Consider the following 20,745-nt stretch of genomic DNA (forward strand, 5'->3'; position numbering starts at 1 on the left):
CCGGGCCCTACCCGCTCACAGCGCGTCGCCGCGGCGCAGCTCGCGCACCACGGCCACCACGTACAGGGCGATGGACACCGTGAGCAGCGCTCGCCGAAGCCCACGAGAATCTCCAGGTCCGAGCGCGCCTCGCCCGGGGGTCCACCAGCTTCTCCACCAGGTGGTAGCGGCGCTCGGACTGGGAGAAGACGCCCTCCTTCTCCGACCACATGGCCGCCGGGAGGAAGACGTCGGCGAGCTGCGCGGTATCGGTGGGGAAGATGGAGTCGCTGACGACGAGGAAGGCCTTCTCCATGCCCTCGCGGTAGCGGTCCGCGTTGGGCAGCGAGCGCGCCGGGTTGGTGGCCATCACCAGCGCCGCGCGCACCTTGCCCTCGCGCATGGCCTCGAAGAGCTGCACCGCGGGCAGGCCGGGGTTGGGCGAGATGCGGCCCTCGGGCAGCCCCCACAACTTCTCCATGTCGTGGCGGTCGTGCTCCTTGGTGACGAGCCGCCCGGCCGGCAGAGCGTGCGCCAGCGTGCCCGTGTCTCGCACCCCGCCGCCCGCGTTGGGCTGGCCCGTCAGCGAGAAGGGCCCCGTCCCCGGGCGTCCAATCTGTCCGGTGAGCAGGTGCAGCGCCATCACCATCCGGTTGGCCGCCACCCCGTGCGTCTGCTGGTTGAGCCCCATCGTCCAGAAGCTCATCGCCGCCTGGGAGATGCCGAAGAGCCGCGCCGCCTCGCGAATCTCCGCCGAGGACAGGCCGCACAGGTCCGCCACCTTCTCCGGCGCGTAGTCCGCGAGGAACTTCCGGAAGTCCTCCCGCGTGAGCGGCGGCGAGTCCGCCGTGCCCTCGCGGAAGGTGACGAACTTCTCGATGAAGGCCGCGTCCACCAGGTTCGTGTTCAGCAGCTCGTGGGCCATGGCGTTGAGCAGCGCCACGTCCGTGCCCGGGCGGAGCTGCAGGTGCAGCGTGGCGTCGCGCGTGGTGGGCGTGCGCCTCGGGTCCACGACGATGACGCGCGTCTCGGGCGCGGTGCGGATCCGGTCTCGCACGCGCTCCCAGACCACCGGGTGGCACTCGGCCATGTTCGCGCCAATGACGAAGAAGAGCGTCGCGTGCTCGATGTCGTCGTAGCAGCCCGAGGGCTCGTCCGCCCCGAACACCGACTTGTAGCCGAACGCCGCCGACGCCATGCACAGGCGCGGGTTGCCGTCCACGTTGTTCGTCCCGATGCCACCCTTGAAGAGCTTGTTGGCCGTGTAGCTCTCCTGCGTGAAGAGCTGCCCCGAGCCGTAGAAGGCCACCGCGTCCGGTCCTCCCTGGGCCAGGGCCTCGCGAAAGCCCGCCGCCGCCGCGTCGAGCGCCTCGTCCCACGTGGCTCGCACCAGCTGCCCGTTCTTGCGCACCATCGGGTACTGGGCCCGGTCCGAGACGTAGAGGATCTCCCGGTTGAGCAGGCCCTTGATGCACAGCCGGCCCCGGTTCCACCCCGACTGGAGGCCCTCGACCTTCACCACCTTCCCGCCTCGCACGCCCACCCGCGTCTCGCAGCCCGAGCCGCAAAAGCGGCACACGCTCTTGTGCCAGGAATCGACCGGGATGGCCTCCTCGCGCGTCCAGCCGATGCACCCGGACCCGCTCAGGCCCGCCGCCGCCGTCATGCCGAAGTACTGGAGCAGCTCGCGCCTCGTCAGGTTCATCTTCCCTCCGGGCCCGGCATCTCAACCCGGGTCCGGAGGCTCTGATTGCGCTTGTGTGCCTCTCGTCCCGGAGTTGTCCGCTCAGCGACGGCGGCGGGACTGTTTTGTCTGGGTGATGCTCGTGGGTGAACGGTGCGGCACGGGCACGGGCTCGTATACCCTCACCCTGTCCCTCTCCCAGAGGGAGAGGGGTTGTGTGGGCTCAGCGGCCCACGGCGCTCGGCGTCAATGGCTTGAAACGCACCACGAGGAACGGCGGCTGCGTCTGCGCCTTCCCGTTGTTCAGCACCGCGTGCCGGTGCAGTTGGTTCACCGTCACGTAGAAGTACCCGTCCGGCCCGTAGCTCAGTCCGTCCGGCCAGCGCAGCAGCTCGTCCTTCACGTACTCACCATAGCTCCCGTCCGGCTTCGTCACTCCGATGGCCCCCGCACCCAGGTCGGTGATGTACAGGTTCCCCCCGGAGTCGATGCTCATTCCATCGCTCACCGCCTTCTCCCCGTACCGCTCCACCTTCCCGCCCAGCTCCGCTGGCGACAGCTTCGGGTCCGCCACGTCCTTCAATGGCACCCGCCACACCGTGCGGCCGTTCATCGCTCCGAAGTAGAGCCACTCGCCCTTTGGATCCATCGCGATGGGGTTGAGGCCCAGCCTCGGCTCCACCTGCATGCCCTGTGCGTCGGACACGGTGAGCTTCCGGCCCTCGACGGTCATGGAGACGTCCTCGGCGTTGAGGCTCGGGTGGCCCATGAGCACGCGCCGGCCCTGGCCGCTCTGCAGGTCCACCACCACCAGCGCCGGCATGTTCTCGCCCACCAGGTCGCCCCGGCCCATGTCCGCCAGCACCGCCACGCCCCGCTCCGTGTCCACCACCAGGTCCTGCAGGAAGGAGTTGGGCGCCGCTACCGGCTGGGTCAGGGGGATGCTCTTCACGAGCTTCTCGCCCCGCGTGTCCCAGCCCACCAGCTTCGCCCCCTCGCCGCCGCCCTTGCCGTTGTCGAGCATCCACAGCACGCCGTTCTTGTCCGACTCGAGCCCGATCACCGTCCGCAGGCCGATGCCGTCCGCACCAGGGGCTCGGGCCCACTGCTCGGTGGGGTAGGGGCGCGTGGTGCCTCCCGGCAGTAGCTCCACCACCGAGTGTTGGGGGCCGCCGAACGGGTGCAGGCTGAGGAAGACGCGGCCCTCGGGGCTGATGGCGATGTTGCCCGGCGTCTGCTCCAGACGCGCCACCACCTCCAGGTGGGACGGGCGCTTCTCCAGCGCCGGGAAGTGTTCCCGCATGGCCAAGGCGCCCTGCGTCTCCTGCACGTCCTGCTGGGCCGTCTGGGTGGAGGACTCCGCGCCGGGCGAGCTCTTTCCGCTCGTGGCGCAGCCGGTGGAGAGCAGTCCCAGGAGCAGCAGCGCGCGGGGCGTACACGATCGATTCGACATGGTTCGAACCTCCGAGGAAATGAGGAAGGCGCCTATTTAGCGTGCGCGGAACGCGCTCCTCCAGTGCCGCTTCTCGAGCACTCTCACGTTGATGGCATCCGCGAGCGTCGCCAGGTACCTGGACAGGTGGAGCAGCTCGTCATCGTGTTCCGCGCCTTTGTACTCGCTCACATAGATGGCGTTGCCGTAGTTGTGGCCGCATTTCTGGGGCGTGTCATCGACGATCAGAACGCGTTCCAGCCGGTAGCCCTTGCGCTTCAGCTTGTGCAGCTTCTTGACGTAGTTGTAGTGATTGGACGGGTCCAGATACCCGGCCATCTGCACCAGCTGATGGTCGAGCGAGAACGTGCACCGGCTTCGCCCCCAGATGAACTCGAGACGAAGCTCCGGCGGGAAGATCTTCTTCACGACTTGCGCCGCGTAGTCATCGGAAGCGGATGACCAGACCGCGAGACGGAAGTGGGCCGCGCACTCGAGCAGGAAGCGCTCCACATGGGGGCGCACGTAGACGAAGTAATCGAAGAGACGGAAGTCCTCGGCCCGTTCCAATCGCTCGTCGCTGGCGTGGATCAACGTCTCGTCGAGATCGAGCACCAGCAGTATCTTGTCCGTGCCTGTCATGCTTCCGCCGGGAGCCGCCGCGTCGAATATGGCATGGGGTCGGGCTTCAGGAAGGCGGCGGGCAGTACGTCTCCTGCTCCGCCTGGATGCTGACCCTTTCGAGGGGCGGTGGCGAAAAGTCCTGGCCAAGTTCAGGACGCGGCCTTAGTCTTTTCCGCGACGCGCCACCCGCGTCTCTCATGATCTCTGCCCGCTAGAACCACCGCTCCGCCGTGCGACCCTCTGGGGTGAGCCGTCTACCGCACCGGTAGGCAGGCTGCCCGTTCGTTGCCACGAGTGCTCAGTGCCTGCGGAGTGGGGTGCCGACAAGCGAACGAACCGAGGCCCTGGTTGCCCACCTGTGTGGGTGCCTCGCGCTCGCTCGTCACCCGACAGAGTGCTTCCACTGGTGTTGGGGCGAGCAGCCCGGGCAAGACATCCAGAGCCACGGCTCTCCATCGCGTGTCGGTTCGTCCTGGACCCGAACCGCTGTGATGACCGGAGGACCTTATGAGAGTCGAAACCCTGTTTCTCGTTTTCACCTATGGTGTTTTTCCTGCGTGGGCACTCCTGTTGTTCGCACCGCGTTGGAAGTGGACGCAGAGGCTCGTGCACTCGGTGTGGATACCGGTGATGCTGGCCCTGGCCCATATTGGCTTCCTGCTGCTGGCGGCTTCCCCTCCCGAGGGAGCCAGCGCGGCGACCCTCGAGGGGGCCATGCGGCTCTTCCAGGAGCCGTGGACGGCGTTGGTCTGCTGGATTCACTATCTGGTGTTCGATCTGTTCGTCGGCGCGTGGGAAGTCCGGGATGCGATCCGACGCAAGCTTCCCCACCTGGCTGTCGTCCCCTGTGTCCTGCTGACGTGGCTGTATGGTCCGCTCGGGTTGATGCTGTACTTCCTCGTCCGGTTCATCGTCCGCGGGACGGTCACCCTCGAGGAGATGCCCGAGGCCGCGAAGGCATCCGCTCTTCCGTCAGCGGAGACTCCGGCCTCGGGGCATCTGGTGAATGTGTGACAGAGGGCCCACTGCGCTGGCGGACCTGTCAGCGCAGTGGGTCACCGTCTAGTCTCCGCGTCGCTTCGCTCGTGAGCGCTGCCTGCCTTCCAGGATGCGGTTGCGCTCGACGCGCTTGTGCTCGCGCTGCAAGGCGCTGCTCGCCTGACGCGCGTGGAAGGCCTGCTCGCGCTGGAGCTTCTCGAAGCTCCTGAGCCGCTCCTGGGTGAGAGCCCCGGTGTCCACCGCGGCTCGCACCGCGCACCCCGGCTCGCGCCGGTGTGTGCAGTCCGAGAAGCGGCAGTCGGCGGCCAGCGCGAGGATGTCGGAGAACGCCTGGTCCAGGCCCTCCTCCTCCCCCCACAACCCGAGCTCGCGCATCCCCGGCCCATCGATGAGCAGGCCACCCTGGGGCAGCACGAAGAGCTCCCGGTGGGTGGTGGTGTGGCGGCCCCGGTCGTCATCCGGCCGGACGGGCTGGGTGGCCAGCCGTGCCTCTTCCAGCAAGCGGTTGACCAGGGTCGACTTGCCCACGCCCGAGGAGCCGAGCAGCGCTCCGGTCTTCCCGGCGGGAATCCGCTCGCGGAGCGCCTCGAGCCCCGTGCCCTGTTGCGCGCTCAGCGCGAGCACGGGGACCCCTGGGGACAGGGCTTGCACCTCCTGGATGCGTTCGGAGACGTCCTCGTGGAGGTCGGCCTTGCTGAGCACCACCACGGGCTCGGCGCCGCTGTTCCAGGCCACGGTGAGCGCCCGCTCGATGCGTCGCGGGTTGTAGTTCCCATCCAGCCCGGTCACCAGGAACACCACGTCGAGGTTGGCGGCGATGAGCTGGCCCTCGCGCTCGCTTCCCGCCTCGCGTCTCATGAGGACGCTTCGGCGGGGAAGGACGGCGTGGAGCAGCGCCTCGCCCTCACCGGAGGGCAGCAGCAGGGCCACCCAGTCGCCGATGGTGGGCAGGGCCTCGGCGCCCGGGGCGTGGTGGAGGAGCCGTCCCGAGGGCCGCGCGAGGTACGCCCGCTCGGACGTCTGGACGGTGAGGAGCCCGCGCTCCTGGCGCACCACGCGGCCAGGGACGAGGGGAAGGGAGGATTGGGACAGCAGAAGGGAAAACGCGTGGGTGAGGTCTGGACCCCAACCGAGGGACTCGAGTGACACTGAAAGGACTCCGGGCAGAGCGGTGCCTGTGGCGCACCTGGTTCTTCAGGGCACCCAGCGGGGAGTCAGGGACGCGCTGCGACGGACCTACGGAGCCGAGCCAGGCGGCCTACGCCCTCTGGGCGAACAGGACAGCAACCGCGGCGGGGACAATGGGCGAGTTCATGAGTGCCTCCGAGTGCTCGCGGGGCGGCGTTCATCGCCGCTCGGCAGCCCAGGACATAACAGGCTTGTGGGTGTCAGGTCATCCCCCCTCGGGTCAGCGCGCGCCGGTCACGGGGTCCGGCGCGTCCACCTTCTGGTGCCCCGTCACCGTCACTTCCGTCCGGAAGCGCACCTTGTAGAGGAGGACCCCGCCCGAGCCGACGATCTTCATCCGCGTGGGCTGCTGCTCGCACGGGGTCTCCGCGTAGGCCAGGAAGTCCATCTGGAGCTCATCCAGCATGGGAGGCATGTCGGACGGGGACATGCGCAGGGTCATCACCTTCCCGGCCCGCGCGTCCACCACCGCCTGTCCCTTCATTCGCTTCTTGTCCGCCTTCACGGGGGCGAACTTCACGGTCAGGAGCCCCTCGCTCGGGCCCGGTGCGGAGTCGAAGCGGTAATCCGCCCGGGCTCGCGGGTGGAACGGGGACAGCCTTGCCTTGTCGTCCTCGTCCTTCGGTGGGTCCTTCGGCTCGGCCTTGAGCTGGCTGGTCAGGTCCCCCTCTTCCTTCTGGGAGAGCCGCTTGCGTGCAACCACCGTGGTTCCGGACCGGGTGACCTCGTAGCTGCGAGTCAGCCGTCCCGTCACCTTGCCCTCCTTGTCCAACTCCTCCGTGACCGAGCTCTCCACGGTGCGGCAGGCGGGGACGGCCAGTTTTCGCTCCTCCGCCTCGCCCAGGCGTTGGAGGAGGTCATCCAGTGGCGCGTCCGCGCGGGCGGAGACACCGAGGAGCAGGGGCAGAAGGGCAAGCACGCGCATGGCGTGGAACTTAATCTCCACCCGTCTTCGAGTCGCAACCGAATGGCGATGCGCGAAGACTCCGTCCGGGTGGGGACACTCCCGGTCAGAGGACGTGCGCCACCTCCACGTCGAAACGTTTCATCTTGTGCGAGAGCAGGAGTTGATGGAGCCGCTGGGAGATGAGCAGAAGCGGCCGGGGGCGATAGGGGCCCATGCGCTGTCCCACGGCCTGGCGTGTGCAGTGCCAGTCCGCGGCGTTCACGCTGGCGCGTTGGACGTGGACTTCGGAGAGCACGTCGAACCCCGCGACGTGCCCTTCTGGGCAATGCGCATCATCTGGCGCGGGCGCGAAGAAGCCGTGTCCCACCCGTGTCTGAGACGCCAGCTCCAGCCGGCATTCGGGCAGCAGGAGCTGGTTCCAGGCCGGGCTCGGCTTGCCATTTCGATCCACCACCGGTCCCAGCTCGTAGCCACGGAGACCGATGGACTGCATTGCCTCGGCCAATCGCGCGGATACCACGATTTCTCCCCCGAGAGTCTGGGCGATGTCCCGCTTCGGTATCCTCTTCACGTCCAGGTGCAGCGGCCCTACCTGCCTGGCGCCGAAGCCGCACCTGGGACACGCTCTCGTCTCGTCATAGCCGGTGCCGCAATCCTCGCCCGTTGGCTCGAAGAGTGGGCGCACCTTCATCCAGAGGAGCTCTGCTTCGTTCAGCTCCCTGGGCGTGTATTTCCGGTGAATCTCCCAGAAGGTCACCGCCAGCGATCCTTGCCCGCGCTTCTCCTGCTCGTATTGGCGTATCCGTTCGATGAGCGGATCATCCATCTCGAGCACCACCCGGCGTGACATGCCGATCTCCTGCCCCACGTCCGGTGGGAGGAACTGTTTGGCGTCGTCCGCGAAGAGCCGGACCTCGAGGGTTTCTCTCATGGTCAGAAGTGGACTCCGGGGAGAGGGTATCTGGCGTAGACCCTCTTCATGAGTTCCCACACGACTTCGAGCGGAGGTGGTTTCAGCCCATATCCTGCCAGGCGCCGGAACTCGTTGGTGATGAGTTGATGGTAGGCGCGATCCAGGTCCACGGTGGGGCCGTTCTCCGGGCCGCCGAGGTAGCGGGGGTGGATGTGGTGTTTCTGCTTGGGGCCACCGGCCAGGTGGGGGAAGGCCCTGCGGGCCTCTTGCATGCCCTTGTCGTACAGCGCACGAGCGGACTGCGGGTCCAGTGAGGGGGGCGCCGACAGGACGACGAGTGCGCCCACCCCGGTTCCCAATACGGCGGTGACCGCACCGGCTGGCACGGCCATCTCCGCCACCATCAGCGTGCCCTGGGCACCGAGCTTCAGGACCGGGAGACTGGCTCCAGCGCCTGTCACACGTGCCCCCATCTCCAGCCCTCCTCCCGTCAGCATGAGCAGGTGCGTGGACAACCGTGCTGCTTCCCGCACCTGCTCGCGCAAGGGTCTGTCGCCGTAGCTGGCGAAGTACTCGGGAGAGGATGCAATCAATGTGGCGACGGCAGTGGGGAGCTGGCGCAGACCCTCGAGCGTGCCAGGGATGTCCAGCAGGCTGGTGGCCAGGGCCCGAGCCGTTTCCTCCAGGGCATCCTGGGCGCCGTCCAAGGCCGTGTTGAGGAGGTCCTTGTCCAGACCCTGTTCGCCCAGGGGAACGTGGCTGGAGCGGCGGAGCTCGTCGTCCAGTGGATAGAAGACACCACCCAGAGAGAGGTACATGCGACCGACGAGGAAGCCGCCAGCGACGAATGTGCCTTCTCGCAAGGTCACCTGCCCCATCCATTGCACGGGCTGGCCAGTGGACACGGAGGCGAGGTAGCCGTCCGGCCGCATGACGACGAGGGCGAGAAAGCGCTCGCAGAGGGAGTCCAGTTCGGCGGCGGGTACCACGGGCCTCGCCGAAGAGAAGGACGACGGAGTCAGTAGTCGCAGCGGATGCGGCTGCGTGCGGTCCATCCGCCAGTGCGAGTCCGTGACACAACCCACCAGCACTGACGTGATGGCCAGGAGCAGTCCAAGGCGAACGTGAGCCACACGAGACGTGGAGCGTTCAGTGGTGTCCAAGGGCACTCCTCGTGCGTTGGGCGCGGTGGACGTGGGTGGGCTCCGCTCGTGGAGCCCCGTTTTCACTCGTGGGAGCCGGCCCGTCGCTGCGCGGGAAGTCCGGCGTTGTCGGGCACGGGGCTGCCATCGGGCGCGCGGGCGGGAGTGGCGGAAGCGGGTGCGTCCTGCTCCTGCTTCTCCTCCGTGCCCTGGGCCTTGGCGAGCGCCTGGCGGGCCTCCTCCGAGCGCGGGTGGAGGGCCACCGTGCGCTCCAGCCAGCGCAGCTGCTCCTCGTGCTTGCCCTTCCGGCCGTAACGCGCGGCGATGCGCATCATCTCCTCCGCGTAGTCCGGGTGCAGCGCCGCGCCCGTGGTGGCCTCCTCCAGCGCGGGCCAGAGCTCCTCCGGGTCCGACGTCTCGTCCAGCCGGGCCCGTCGCAACTCCTCCACCTGCGAGCTCCGCCACTCCTCGTCGAGATGCTTCACCTCGGTCTGGAGGGCCTCGCTGAAGCGCAGCTCCGTCGGGCACGTCAGCTGCTCGCAGGCGGCGAGGTAGTCGGTGAAGAAGGCGAGGGGGCCTCGCGCGGGGTACTCCCGGAGCTTCTCGGGTCCCAGGGCCTGTTCCAGCGTGCGGGCCATCTGCGCCCCCACGCGGATGAAGAGCGAGCCCCCGCGAGGCTCATGCGCGGTGCGCACGCGCGCCAGGGCGGCCGGGGGCTCCTGGGCGATGGTGGCGCGGTCGAGCAGCGCGGATACCTGAGAGAAGGCCTCGGGCAACTCTCCCGGCTCGGGAAGCGCGCCAGGCCCCCGGGTGGCCCATACGTGCCAGGCGAGCCCGTAGGTGAAGACACGGGAGAGGCCCTCGTGCACCACCGCGTCCACCTCGTCCGCGGCGTGCGTGTCGCGGCGTACCTGCCCGTCCTCCAACAGCACCTCGATGATGCGCAGCGATATGCGCCGCAGCCGTTTCGCCTCGCCCTCCAGGTTCGTGGCGAGCGCGATGACGACGTCCTCCGCCGGCAGCATGAGGAGCAGCGTGGTTGTCTCGGGCTGGCCACCCGCGTGGGCCACCACGTAGTGGCCTCGCAGCGGGTAGGTGGCGAAACCCATGCCGTAGTCGGTGAGCTGGCCCTCGCGGGTGCTCATGGACGTCTGCATCCGCCGCGTGGTGTCGGGTGCCACCAGACTGCTCTGGAGCACGGCCTGACCGAAGGCGAGCAGATCCTCCACCGAGGCACGGGCGCCGCCTCCGCCGAAGCGGCTGGACACGTCCAGGTAGTGCGAGGCGACGAGCTGCCCCTTCTGGTGGCGGTAGCCCAGGGCGTGCTGCTTGTCGCGCGTGCGGTAGTCGTCCAGCGCCGCGTGCCTCATGCCGGCGGGGCCGAAGACATGGGACTTCAGGTACTCACCGAAGCGCTGGCCCGTGGCCGTCTCCACGGCGGCGCCGAGCAGGTTGTAGCCCCAGGTGGTGTAGACGAACTTCGTGCCGGGCTCGGCGACGAGTGGCTTGTCGGCGAAGAGCGCGAGGGCTCCCGCGGTGTCGAGGTGCTGCGTGTTCTCCGAGCCCTCGGGGCCATCGTAATGGGACACGCCGCCGAGGTGTCCCAGCAGCTGGCGCACGGTGACGGGCCAGGGCTTCTCGGGGTAGCCGGGCACCAGGGTGTGGATGTCCGCGTCCAGGTCCAGCCTGCCCTCCTGCGCCAGCTGCAGCACGGCCATGGCGGTGAAGGACTTGGTGATGGACGCCATCCGGTACGTCGTCCGGGGCGTGGCGGGCAGCTTGTGGGCGAGGTCTCTCAGCCCGTAGCCCCGCGTCCAGCGCATGCCCCCGTGGAGCACGCCCACCGAGAGCCCCGCGTAGGGCCCCCGGGCGAGCTCGGCGCGGACGAGGGCATCCAGCGCGCGCTGCACCTCCGGGGGGAAGGCCTTGTCCTTCGCCTTGGAGGAAGCGGGAGTGGAGGCGGCCGGAGCGCGCGAGGGGGCCGGACGGGGGTCCGCCAGCGCGGTGAAACCGAGGAAGAGGAGCGCGACGGGGAGCGCCCTCACCGGGTCTCCTCCGAGGCCTGGAGCGCCGGGGCCAGGGTGGCCTGCCGGCTGGGGTCCTCGGACTCCACCCAGCCGCGCAGCAGCGCATCGGTGAGGAGCTGGCCGAGCAGGTCGAGCCCGTGGCTCCGCGGGTGGACGAGGTCCTCGTGCACGAACCCCGCCTGGACGAAGCGCGCCAGCGAGCCGGAGCCTCCCATGGCGGAGAAGATGTCGAAGAAGGCACAGCCCTCGGCGAGGGCGATCTGCCGCTCGATGCCGATGACCTCGTCGAGGTAGGGCCGCTGGGTGAGCTTGTTCGGCCCGTTGCCGCCGCGCACGGCGTCGATGGGGCCCATCACCAGGCAGGCGCTGTCGGGGCTGGCGGCGCGCGAGCGGCGGATGAAGGTGCGCAGACCCTCCTCGACCTCGGCGAGGTTGGAGCGGCCCCACTCGAGCCGCTTGGCCTCGTTGCCGCCGAGGATGAACAGGAGCAGGCGCGGCGAGCGCTCGGCGAGCTGGGCTCGGAAGATGTCCTCCTGGGCGCGCAGGAAGAGGTTGGCATCGGCGGAGGGTACTCCCAGGGTGTCGAGCACGATGCCGGGGCGCTGGTGTTGCAGCACCACGCCGAGCACCACGGCGCCTCGGCCCTCGGCGACCACGTCCAGGTTGCGAGCCCCCGGAGGGAGGTCGAAGGTGAGCGCCTGGGCCTGGCCGTTGCCCCGTGGCTCGGCGCGGGCGAGCTCCTTGCCATCGACATGGACGGACAGCCGGCCGGCGCGGGGCATGTCGAGCCACCACAGGGTGCCGCGCGGCTCGCCGGTCAGTTGGAACCGGCTGCTGGCCCTGGGCTCGGTGGTCACGTGGTAGACGCCGGTGAGTCCGAAGGGCAGCTCGGCGAGCTTCAGCTCTCCCAGGGTGCGAGCCTCCCAACCGCCACGCGCGAAGCCGGCGCGGACGCGGGGCCCGTACGGCGCGAGCCGATCCACGAAGAGCACGCCGCGGCCGCCATCACCGAAGGCGCCGCCGAGCTCCTCGCGCACCACGTCCACGATGCGGTCCCCGGCGATCAGCGAGTTGCCGAACGCGGAGATGACGGCGGGGGTGGAGGCCTTGCCGGAGGCGAGGGTGTCGAGGGACTCGAAGAAGGGGGTGAGGGCCGTGCGGGAGCAGGAGGCTCCGGACTGAAGGACGCAGGGGTTCTCCAGGCCGATCTCTGGGCGGACGCCGAGCTTCTCGCCGATCTGGTGGAGCTTGAGGGCCCGGGGGGACGGAGCGGGCAGCGCGCGCCGGATGGCGGGAGCCGGAGCCGGAGCGGGCTGCACCGGTTGTGCGGACGAGGGCGCCTGGGCGAGCCGGAGCGGCTTGCCGGGCGGCACCGGGGACCGGACGGTGCGCGGGGCACGGGAATGCCGGGGTACCGCGGGCCGAGACCCGAAGTGCCAGAGGGCCCAGTCGAGCGCACCGAGGAGGAACGGGATGAGGATGAACGCCCACCGCCGACCACGAAAAGCTTCGAGCATGCGGCCCGGGACTCTAGACGAAAGCTCCGGACCGAGACAGGAACCGGCCGCGAAGCCCCCGAGCCGGGCGGCCCACCGCTCTCCCGCTCGCCCTCCCTCCCCGCTTTCAGACGGCGCCGGACAGACCTCCATCCACGTTGATGGCCGTGCCGCTCACATAGGAGGCGCGCGACGAGACGAGGAAGGCCACCACGTCGGCGAACTCCTCGGCCCGGCCCACCCGCCCCAGGGGGACTCCCGCCTCCCGGCTCCGCTCGGCGTACAGCTCCTCCGGCGGCTTGCCAGCGGCCTGGGCGCGGCGCTCCCACTGGCCGCTCTCGATCATCCCCACGAGCACGGCGTTGACGCGGATGCCCTCGGGTCCCAGCTCCTTGGAGAGCACCTTCGTCAGCGCCATCCCCGCCGCGCGGGACACCGACGAGGGCGTGGTGTTCTTCCCGGGCTCCTTGGCCTTGATGGACAGCACGTTGACGATGGCCCCTCCTCCGGCCGCGCGCAGGTGAGGCACCGTCAGGCGCACGGCGCGCATCGCGGCGAACAGCTTGAGCTGGAGATCCTCCTCCCACTCCGCGTCGGTGACCGACAGGAAGGCCTTCGCGGAGGCCGAGCCGGCGTTGTTCACCAGCGCGTCCACGCGTCCCCAGCGCTCGTGCGCGGCGGCCACGAAGCGCTCGAGGTCCTCCGCGCGCGACACGTCGGCGGGGACGGCGAGCACCTCGCCTCCGAGGGCGCGCAGGCGGGCCGCGGTGGCCTCCAGCCGCTGCGGATTCCGGGCACACAGCGCCACGCGTGCCCCCTCCTGGACGAGCCGTTCACACACGGCGGCGCCCAGTCCCTCCGAGCCACCCGTTACCAGCACCACCTTGCCAGCGAGCTGCAAGTCCATACGAGAGGGTCTCCTCCTGCAGAGAGGCCCTCCTTATACACACCGTCGTCACGGAGTAGGTGAAGGACCGGAGCCTCCCACTCCCTGTTGGGACTGCTGCTCCTGGGCCATCGTCGCCCACTGATTCCGGATGGCGTCCTTCTGTGTCTCATCGAGCGCCAGCCACTGCTGGCGGAGCGTTGGCCACTGGGCCTGGAGCTGATGGAGCTGTGCGCGTTGCTCGGGGGGCAGGCTGGGGTAGAGCGCGGAGAGCTCCCGGGCCGCCTTCTCCTCGCAGTCCGCCTGCTTGGGCTGGGCCGCTATCTCCTCCATGAAGAAGCAGAGGGCCTCGGCATTGGCCTCGATGAGCCCCGCGGGGGGCGTTCCTCCTGGAGTGGGTGGGGCGGCGCTCGCCGGCAGTGCCTGGAACAGCGACAGCGCACAACAGAGCGAGGGGACGAGGCGCGGAACTCTCATCGGGCTTCCTCCTGGGTGTTGCCCGGGCACGACACGATGAAGCTTTGTCGTGTCCCAGAAGAGAGGAGGCGGCCCCGTGGTGTGAGGCGTCGGTCCCGCCGAGCGCTCCGGCCCCGGTCTGGAGGCACGCATGCGGCCTGTCGGTGATTCGACCCGCCGCGTGGTGACGGACGCGTCACTCCTCCGGGGAGCCCGTCCCGGTGTCCGGAGGAGCCGCGCGGCGGCGGCGAGGGGGCGAGGCGTGAACGAGCGCGGCCTCGGGGGCGGCGTCCTCGCGGCGGAGGACCTCTCCCTCGACGACGGTGGCGCCCTCGGGGGTGACGGGGTGGCCGATGGTCGCGACGAGCTTGCGGTGGGCCTCCTCCAGCCGGCGGTGGAGGGTGTTGAAGGTCTGCTGGGCGGTGCTGGGCATGTCCTCGGTGTAGGTGAAGTACCAACGCAGGGCGTCCAGACACTCGTAGAAGTGGTCCACGACCGACTGCTCGCGCGCGGGCAGGTTCATGAGGTCGTGGAAGGTGGCCGAGGCATAACGGGTAGCCAGGGTGCTGAGCATGGGCTCGCGGCTGCGCAGGCGGGAGAAGAGGACGAACATCTCTCCCCGGCGCGCCTCGAGTCTCCGCATGATGCTGGCGGAGTCGAGCGCGATGAGGTTGCGGACGCGGGCGGTGATCTCATCGGCCTGTTTGCGGCGAGCCATGGCACGGAGAGCCTACCGCCGAGTGCGCTTCCCGCGTAGGCGGTACCGTGGTGACGGAAGAAGTTCGAGGGCTCAACGTACGGGCACCTCGTGGATGTCTGCCCCGTCCAGCTCCAGGCGCCGGAATGTGTCCACGAAGCGCTCGGTGGCGATGAAGATCGTTTCGAAGTCGCTCAGCCGGAACAGGTCGGTGTCTGCCGGGAGTGATGCCGCGTCCAGGACGGGGTCGTCCGGGAAGCGGAACGAATCCAGACCACACCTGGCGCACGGTGGAGGCCGTGGTGGCGTGCAGTCCGGATGCAACCGGCCATGGGCTGGAATTTCCAGTTCCAGCAACTCCGGGTGTTTCTTCTGCCGGAAGCGCAGCTCCGTCGGGAAACCGCGCAGACCTTGTACGCCCGCGGCCTGCAATTGCTCCAGAGCCTCACGCCGTATCAATACCGCTCCCAGGAGATGGAGATAGAGCGCGCTGAAGGTTCCGGTGGCAGTGCCCGTGAGCGGACCAAACGTAGAGCCCGGGAGGAGTTGGCTCCCGGGCATCACGAGTGGCCGCACCCGTTCTCGTAGACGCACGAATTCATCGAGGGGCTCCGGCCGGGATTTCTCATACTCGTCGCGTTCGGGCAGCGAGGACAGGTCCACGCTTGGATACGCGGTGAACCCTCCCGTCCATGTGTCCTTGCATTCAGTGCAGCGGAGCCATGGGAGGCTGCCCCACTTGTGTCTGGCGTTGATGTCACCGGTGTACCGCGACGTTCTTGGCTCCTTGAGCCGGTAAAACCTCGGCATCTCGTTACCTTCTCCCGCGTTGGTACGGCGCGATGGGGCCTGTCAGCCCGAAGCGGAACATCAGCTCGCCCGCGTGGCGGTATATCTGTTCGGGTGGAGCATTGGGGTAGGTGTTCATGAACTCCCTCCACGCCTGGTTCCACAGGCCCCCATTGGGTCCGCCGCTGTGGAGTCGGATATGGACGTGCTCGGGGATGAGAATGGTAAACTGATGGATGTCGGGTACTCCTCGGCCGTGGAACCAGTTCCTGAGTACCTCTGCCTGCGGGAAGATGTGGTGCTGGACCCAGCGGCCTGGAGGAAGGGCGAACGCAGGGGGCTTGGGGTCGAAGTGCCGGTTGAAGCGGAAGGTGAGGACGGGCTCGTTGTTCCGTGGCCATCCTCCGGGGCGGCCCCACCAGCGGCGCGGAGAAGCGGGTGAGGCACCCGGGATGTAGATGGGCCCGCCGCCCCGGTAGGCCAACAGTACCTCGCCAGGTACTGCCTCCCGGCAGCGAAAGAAGCCACACTCCTCTCCATCGTCACGGCACAGCAGGACGAGGCTGCGTTCGTCCTCGCAGCCCTCCTCCCAGGAGGAGGACACCACCTCCGGTGCTTGGTTCTCTTCCAGCGCGACGGGGCTCGAGGTCGCGCATGCCGCCAGCAGCCCGAGCAGCAGCAGCCAGATTCTCGTCAGGGCTCTCATGGGTCCGCGGAGCGTAGCCTGTTCCTCATCCGCCACCTGCCCGTGTCCTCGCCGTTTCCATTGCCGCTCAGGCAACGCGGCGCGCGCTCGCCACACGGTTGCTGTTGAACCGGAGGGCCATTCGGGACCAGAAAGGGGTCTCCATGGCCCAGACGAAGCGTCCGCCGCCCAACGACCCCTCGTACGACCTGCTGCACCTGCGAGGCCGTCATCCCCTCGACGCCATCTTCAATCCGCGCAGCGTGGCGGTGGTGGGGGCGAGCGAACGGCAGGGGAGCGTGGGGCGCACCATCCTCTGGAACCTCATCAGCAGTCCCTTCGGGGGCACCGTCTACCCCATCAATCCCAAGCGCACCAACGTGCTGGGCATCCGGGCCTGGCCGTCGCTCGAGGCGCTGCCGGAGCCGGTGGACCTGGCCATGATCGTCACGCCGTCCACCACCGTGCCCGGCGTGATGCGCGAGTGCGCCCAGGCGGGGGTCAAGGGCGTCATCATCATCTCCGCGGGGTTCAAGGAGATCGGCCCCGAGGGCGTGAAGCTGGAGCAGGAAGTCCTCCAGATCGCCCGCGAGGCGGGCATCCGAATCATCGGTCCCAATTGCCTGGGCGTGATGCGGCCGCCGAGCGGACTCAACGCCACCTTCGCGGGAGGCATGGCGCGGCCGGGCAACGTGGCCTTCGTCAGCCAGAGCGGCGCGCTGCTCACGGCCATCCTCGACTGGAGCATGCGCGAGTCGGTGGGCTTCAGCGCCTTCGTGTCGATCGGCTCCATGCTGGACGTGGGGTGGGGAGACGTCATCGACTACCTGGGGGACGACCCGCGCACGCGCAGCATCCTCCTCTACATGGAGTCCATCGGTGACGCGCGGGGCTTCCTGTCGGCGGCGCGAGAGGTGGCGCTGCACAAGCCCATCATCGTCATCAAGGCGGGGCGCTCGGCGCAGGCGGCGGCGGCGGCGGCCTCGCACACGGGTTCGCTCACGGGCAGTGACGAGGTGCTGAGCGCGGCCTTCCGGCGCACCGGCGTGCTGCGCGTGGACTCCATCGCGGACCTCTTCTACATGGCCGAGGTTCTGGCCAAACAGCCACGTCCGGACGGCCGCCGGCTCACCATCGTCACCAACGCGGGCGGCCCGGGGGTCCTCGCCACGGACGCGCTGGTGATGGGCGGCGGCGAGCTGGCGAAGCTGTCGGACAAGACGGTGGCGAAGCTGGACGCCATCCTTCCCTCGGCGTGGAGCCGCGGCAACCCGGTGGACATCCTGGGCGACGCGGACCCGGAGCGCTACGCGAAGGCCCTGGAGGTGGCGGGCGCGGACGAGAACAGTGACGGCCTGCTCGTCATCCTCGCGCCGCAGGACGTGACCGAGCCCACCCAGACGGCGGATCGCCTCAAGCCCTATGTGAAGATGGGCAAGCCGGTGATCGCCAGCTGGATGGGAGGCTCGGAGGTGGCGGCGGGCGAGCGCATCCTCAACGACCTGGGGATTCCGACGTTCGGCTACCCGGACACGGCGGCGCGCATCTTCAATTACATGTGGCGCTACACGTACAACCTGGAGGGCCTGTACGAGACGCCGGTGCTGACGCAGGAGCCGGAGCGGCGCGAGGAGGCCGAGGCGCTCATCCGCGAGGCGCGCGCCGCGGGCCGCCTGCTGCTGACGGAGCTCGAGTCCAAGCGGCTGCTGGCCGCGTATGGCATTCCGACGGTGGAGACGCGGCTGGCCACGAGCGTGGACGAGGCGGTGCGCGAGGCGGAGTCGCTGGGCTACCCGGTGGTGCTGAAGCTGCACTCGCAACGCATCACCCACAAGTCGGACGTAGGCGGGGTGCGGCTGAACCTCTGTGACGCGGACGCGGTGCGAGGCGCCTTCGAGGGCATCCGCCAGAAGCTGGAGGAGCTGGGTCGGGCGGACGCGTTCGACGGGGTGACGGTGCAGCCGATGGTGAAGCTGGACGGCTACGAGCTCATCATGGGCAGCAGCCTGGACGCGCAGTTCGGGCCGGTGCTGCTGTTCGGCGCGGGCGGCACGCTGGTGGAGGTGTTCAAGGATCGGGCACTGGCGCTGCCGCCGCTGAACACGACGCTGGCGCGGCGGATGATGGAGCAGACGCGCATCCACGAGGCTTTGCGGGGCGTGCGCGGGCGCAAGCCGGTGGACCTGGTCGAGCTGGAGAAGCTGCTGGTGCGCTTCAGCCAGCTGGTGGTGGAGCATCGCTTCATCAAGGAGGTGGACATCAACCCGCTGCTGGCGTCGGCGGATCGGCTGGTGGCGTTGGATGCGCGCGTGGTGTTGCACGGCCCGGAGGTGAAGGAAGAGGAGCTGCCGCCGCTGGCCATCCTCCCGTACCCGGTGAAGTACGTGGAGCGATGGAAGATGAAGGATGGGTCGGAGGTGATCATCCGTCCCATCCGGCCCGAGGACGAGCCGAAGATGGTGGAGTTCCACAAGACGCTGTCGGAGCAGACGGTGTTCTTGCGGTACGCGGGGATGATGAAGCTGGACCAGCGCGTGGCGCACCAGCGGCTGGCGCGCATCTGCTTCAACGACTACGGGCGGGAGATGGCGCTGGTGGTGGAGAGGAAGAACGGCGGGGAGATTCTCGGGGTGGGGCGCCTGACGCGACTGCCGGGGACGCAGGACGCCGAGTTCGCGATGCTCATCAGCGACGCGGTGCAGCGGCAGGGTCTGGGGTCGGAGTTGCTGAGCCGGCTGGTGGCCGTGGGCCGGGATTGGGGGCTGCGGCGCATCGTCGCGGACATCCTGTCGGGCAACGGGGCGATGCAGCACGTCTGCCGCGGGCTGGGCTTCACCATCCACCAGGCGGAGGCAGTGGGGGACGGCGTGGTAAAGGCGGTGAAGGTGCTGGAGTGAGGAGGGCCCTCTGTTCACACGGTTGGATCCGCGGCGGCTCGAGACGTTCAGGGTAGTGGCCACCACGGGACAGGTGTCGGCGGCCTCGCGGCTGCTCCACCTGTCCCAGCCCGCGGTGACGGCGCAGGTGCGCCAGCTCGAGCGCGAGTGTGGCCAGCCGCTGCTGGTGCGCACCGCGCGAGGCGTGCGTCTCAACGACGCGGGCCGCGCCCTGCTGGAGTACGCGCAGCGCATCCACCAGCTGCTGGACGAGGCGGCGCTCGCGGTCTCCGTCGAGGAGGAGCCGGGCGGAGAGCTGGTGCTGGCGGCGAGCACGACCGTGGCCAGCTACGTGGTGCCGGAGCTGCTGGCCTCCTTCCTGCGCTCGCACCGGGGCGCGCAGGTGCGGGTGGAGGTGGGCAACACCACACAGGTGCTCGCCTGGGTAGGCGAGGGCCGCGCCCCACTGGGCCTGGTGGAGGGACACGCCCGCGCCGCCCTCATCCGCCTGGAGCGCTACCTGGATGACGAGCTGGTGCCGGTTGTCTCCTCGCGGGCCCCGGCGGAGCTGCTGCGGGTGCGCTCGGTGGAGGCTCTTCGCTCGGTGCCGCTGCTCTGGCGCGAGCCGGGCTCGGGGACTCGGGCCGTGATGGAGCGGGCGCTGCGCAAGGCGGGCGTGCGCCGGGGGCTCCAGGCGGGAGACCTGCAGCTCGGCGACAACGAGGCCATCAAGGGCGCGGTGCGGCTCGGCCTGGGCGTCGGCTTCCTGTCCAGATGGAGCATCCAGGACGAGCTGGCGCTGGGCCGACTGCGGGTGCTGCCAGTGCCGGGGCTGAGCGTGGAGCGGGCCTTCTCCTGGGTGCTGCCGGTGGATGCGCCCTCGGGGCTCGCGGGCCGCTTCCTGCGCCACGCACGCGCCTCGCCACCGCCCCTGCTGCTCCCCTGAGCGCCTCACTCCACGAGGCGCAGGACGATGGCGCCGAGGCTCAGGCCCGCCATGCACACCCAGAGCGCCAGTCCCTGGGCGAGGGGCCGCACGCCCACCGAGCGGAGGGCGCCTCGGGTGAGGCTGGCGCCGATGAGGAAGAGCGTCAGGACCAGCGCCTGCCTGGACGCGGCCGCCACCAGCTGCCCCGCCGGCCGGAGCGCGGGCACCCAGGTGACGATCGCCGCCGTGGCGATGAAGCCGAGGATGAACCAGGGATGCCGCGCCCTGCCCTGCTGGGGCGTCGCGTCACCCGAGCGCCGCCGCCATGCGCCGACGAGCAGGGTGAGCGGGACGATCCACAGGGCCCGGGCCAGCTTGACGGTGGTGGCCACCTCCAGGGCCTCGGGGCCGAACTGGATGGCGGCGCCCACCACGGAGCTGGTGTCGTGGATGGCGAGGGCGCTCCACAGGCCGAACCGGCGCGCATCGAGTCCGACGGCATGACCGATGGCGGGGAACACGAAGAGCGCCACGGCATTGAGGAGGAACACGGTGCCGAGCGCGACGGAGACCTCGTGCGCCTTGGGGCGCAGCACGGGCACCATGGCGGCGATGGCGCTCCCGCCGCAGATGGCGGTGCCAACGCTGATGAGCAGACCAGCCTCCCGGGACACGCCGAATGCCCGGGTGAACAGGGCGCCGAGCAACAGACACACGGCGATGCCCGCCACGGTGTAGAGGACGCCGTGTGCGCCCACGGCCGCGACGACGCGCAGATCCATGCCGGCGCCGAGTCCCACCACGGAGAGCGCCAGCAGGGGATGGGTGACGCGGCGGGTCCACTCCACGTAGGGGTTGCCCACGAGCAGGGCCACGAGGACGCCGGCCACGAGCGCGACAGCGGGAGCGTTCATGCGCTCACGATGGGTTCGGAGCCTTCGGGAAACCAGACGGAAGACGGGATGAGCCATCAGCTTCTTGGATGGCTCGCGAACACCCTCTCCCCCTGGGAGAGGGCCGGGGTGAGGGTCTGCGCT

Annotated in this window: 18 protein-coding genes; 3 read left to right on the forward strand and 15 right to left on the reverse strand. The window is 69.4% G+C overall.

Features of this window, described 5'->3' with window-relative positions:
• Positions 1 to 7: 7 nt before the first annotated feature.
• From JRI60_RS02810 to JRI60_RS02820, 3 genes are all read right to left on the reverse strand, one after another.
• Positions 8 to 1,684: a molybdopterin-dependent oxidoreductase gene (locus JRI60_RS02810; RefSeq protein ID WP_204224326.1), complete on the reverse strand. Its 1,677-nt coding sequence runs from the start codon at positions 1,682 to 1,684 to the stop codon at positions 8 to 10.
• A 202-nt stretch (positions 1,685 to 1,886) separates the two neighbouring features.
• Positions 1,887 to 3,116, reverse strand: a complete 1,230-nt coding sequence (locus JRI60_RS02815; RefSeq protein ID WP_204224327.1) for an L-dopachrome tautomerase-related protein — start codon at positions 3,114 to 3,116, stop codon at positions 1,887 to 1,889.
• A gap of 36 nt (positions 3,117 to 3,152) precedes the next feature.
• Positions 3,153 to 3,737, reverse strand: a complete 585-nt coding sequence (locus JRI60_RS02820; protein WP_204224328.1) for an NIF family HAD-type phosphatase — start codon at positions 3,735 to 3,737, stop codon at positions 3,153 to 3,155.
• A gap of 552 nt (positions 3,738 to 4,289) precedes the next feature.
• On the opposite strand from JRI60_RS02820, the gene JRI60_RS02825 reads away from it, so the two are divergent.
• Positions 4,290 to 4,733 carry an ABA4-like family protein gene (locus tag JRI60_RS02825; RefSeq protein WP_239470307.1) on the forward strand — a complete coding sequence of 148 codons (444 nt, stop codon included), beginning with the start codon at positions 4,290 to 4,292 and terminating at the stop codon, positions 4,731 to 4,733.
• Between the two features lie 48 nt (positions 4,734 to 4,781).
• On the opposite strand, the gene rsgA is transcribed toward JRI60_RS02825, so the two are convergent.
• From rsgA to sitA6, 11 genes are all read right to left on the reverse strand, one after another.
• Positions 4,782 to 5,867, reverse strand: coding sequence for a ribosome small subunit-dependent GTPase A (gene rsgA / locus JRI60_RS02830; RefSeq protein WP_204224330.1), 1,086 nt, complete (start codon positions 5,865 to 5,867; stop codon positions 4,782 to 4,784).
• 259 nt (positions 5,868 to 6,126) lie between these two features.
• The gene (locus JRI60_RS02835) at positions 6,127 to 6,831 is read right to left on the reverse strand and encodes a hypothetical protein (protein ID WP_204224331.1); all 705 of its coding nucleotides are present in this window, start codon (positions 6,829 to 6,831) and stop codon (positions 6,127 to 6,129) included.
• Between the two features lie 85 nt (positions 6,832 to 6,916).
• A complete protein-coding gene (locus JRI60_RS02840) occupies positions 6,917 to 7,744 on the reverse strand; it encodes a hypothetical protein (RefSeq protein WP_204224332.1) in 828 nt (275 codons plus the stop codon).
• A gap of 2 nt (positions 7,745 to 7,746) precedes the next feature.
• The gene (locus JRI60_RS02845) at positions 7,747 to 8,859 is read right to left on the reverse strand and encodes a hypothetical protein (protein ID WP_204224333.1); all 1,113 of its coding nucleotides are present in this window, start codon (positions 8,857 to 8,859) and stop codon (positions 7,747 to 7,749) included.
• Between the two features lie 92 nt (positions 8,860 to 8,951).
• Positions 8,952 to 10,913 carry a serine hydrolase domain-containing protein gene (locus JRI60_RS54315; RefSeq protein ID WP_204224334.1) on the reverse strand — a complete coding sequence of 654 codons (1,962 nt, stop codon included), beginning with the start codon at positions 10,911 to 10,913 and terminating at the stop codon, positions 8,952 to 8,954.
• The gene (locus JRI60_RS02855; protein ID WP_204224335.1) at positions 10,910 to 12,412 is read right to left on the reverse strand and encodes a GDSL-type esterase/lipase family protein; all 1,503 of its coding nucleotides are present in this window, start codon (positions 12,410 to 12,412) and stop codon (positions 10,910 to 10,912) included. The genes JRI60_RS54315 and JRI60_RS02855 overlap by 4 nt, the downstream gene beginning before the upstream one ends.
• A gap of 106 nt (positions 12,413 to 12,518) precedes the next feature.
• Positions 12,519 to 13,298 (reverse strand): SDR family NAD(P)-dependent oxidoreductase, encoded by a 780-nt coding sequence (locus tag JRI60_RS02860; protein WP_204224336.1) that lies wholly within the window; start codon positions 13,296 to 13,298, stop codon positions 12,519 to 12,521.
• Between the two features lie 48 nt (positions 13,299 to 13,346).
• The gene (locus JRI60_RS02865) at positions 13,347 to 13,754 is read right to left on the reverse strand and encodes a hypothetical protein (RefSeq protein ID WP_204224337.1); all 408 of its coding nucleotides are present in this window, start codon (positions 13,752 to 13,754) and stop codon (positions 13,347 to 13,349) included.
• 175 nt (positions 13,755 to 13,929) lie between these two features.
• Positions 13,930 to 14,451, reverse strand: a complete 522-nt coding sequence (locus JRI60_RS02870; RefSeq protein ID WP_204224338.1) for a hypothetical protein — start codon at positions 14,449 to 14,451, stop codon at positions 13,930 to 13,932.
• Between the two features lie 72 nt (positions 14,452 to 14,523).
• Positions 14,524 to 15,240 (reverse strand): SitI6 family double-CXXCG motif immunity protein, encoded by a 717-nt coding sequence (gene sitI6, locus JRI60_RS02875; protein WP_204224339.1) that lies wholly within the window; start codon positions 15,238 to 15,240, stop codon positions 14,524 to 14,526.
• 4 nt (positions 15,241 to 15,244) lie between these two features.
• A complete protein-coding gene (gene sitA6 / locus JRI60_RS02880; protein WP_204224340.1) occupies positions 15,245 to 15,925 on the reverse strand; it encodes a SitA6 family polymorphic toxin lipoprotein in 681 nt (226 codons plus the stop codon).
• Positions 15,926 to 16,068: 143 nt separating this feature from the next.
• On the opposite strand from sitA6, the gene JRI60_RS02885 reads away from it, so the two are divergent.
• The gene (locus JRI60_RS02885) at positions 16,069 to 18,801 is read left to right on the forward strand and encodes a bifunctional acetate--CoA ligase family protein/GNAT family N-acetyltransferase (protein WP_204224341.1); all 2,733 of its coding nucleotides are present in this window, start codon (positions 16,069 to 16,071) and stop codon (positions 18,799 to 18,801) included.
• A 55-nt stretch (positions 18,802 to 18,856) separates the two neighbouring features.
• Complete coding sequence (locus tag JRI60_RS02890; RefSeq protein ID WP_239470308.1) at positions 18,857 to 19,726, forward strand: LysR family transcriptional regulator; 870 nt, start codon at positions 18,857 to 18,859, stop codon at positions 19,724 to 19,726.
• Positions 19,727 to 19,731: 5 nt separating this feature from the next.
• Here the strand turns inward: JRI60_RS02890 and JRI60_RS02895 are convergent, their stop codons facing one another.
• Positions 19,732 to 20,622, reverse strand: a complete 891-nt coding sequence (locus tag JRI60_RS02895) for a YeiH family protein (RefSeq protein ID WP_239470309.1) — start codon at positions 20,620 to 20,622, stop codon at positions 19,732 to 19,734.
• Positions 20,623 to 20,745 lie beyond the last annotated feature (123 nt).

The organism is Archangium violaceum (genome assembly GCF_016887565.1).
GTDB lineage: Bacteria > Myxococcota > Myxococcia > Myxococcales > Myxococcaceae > Archangium > Archangium violaceum_B.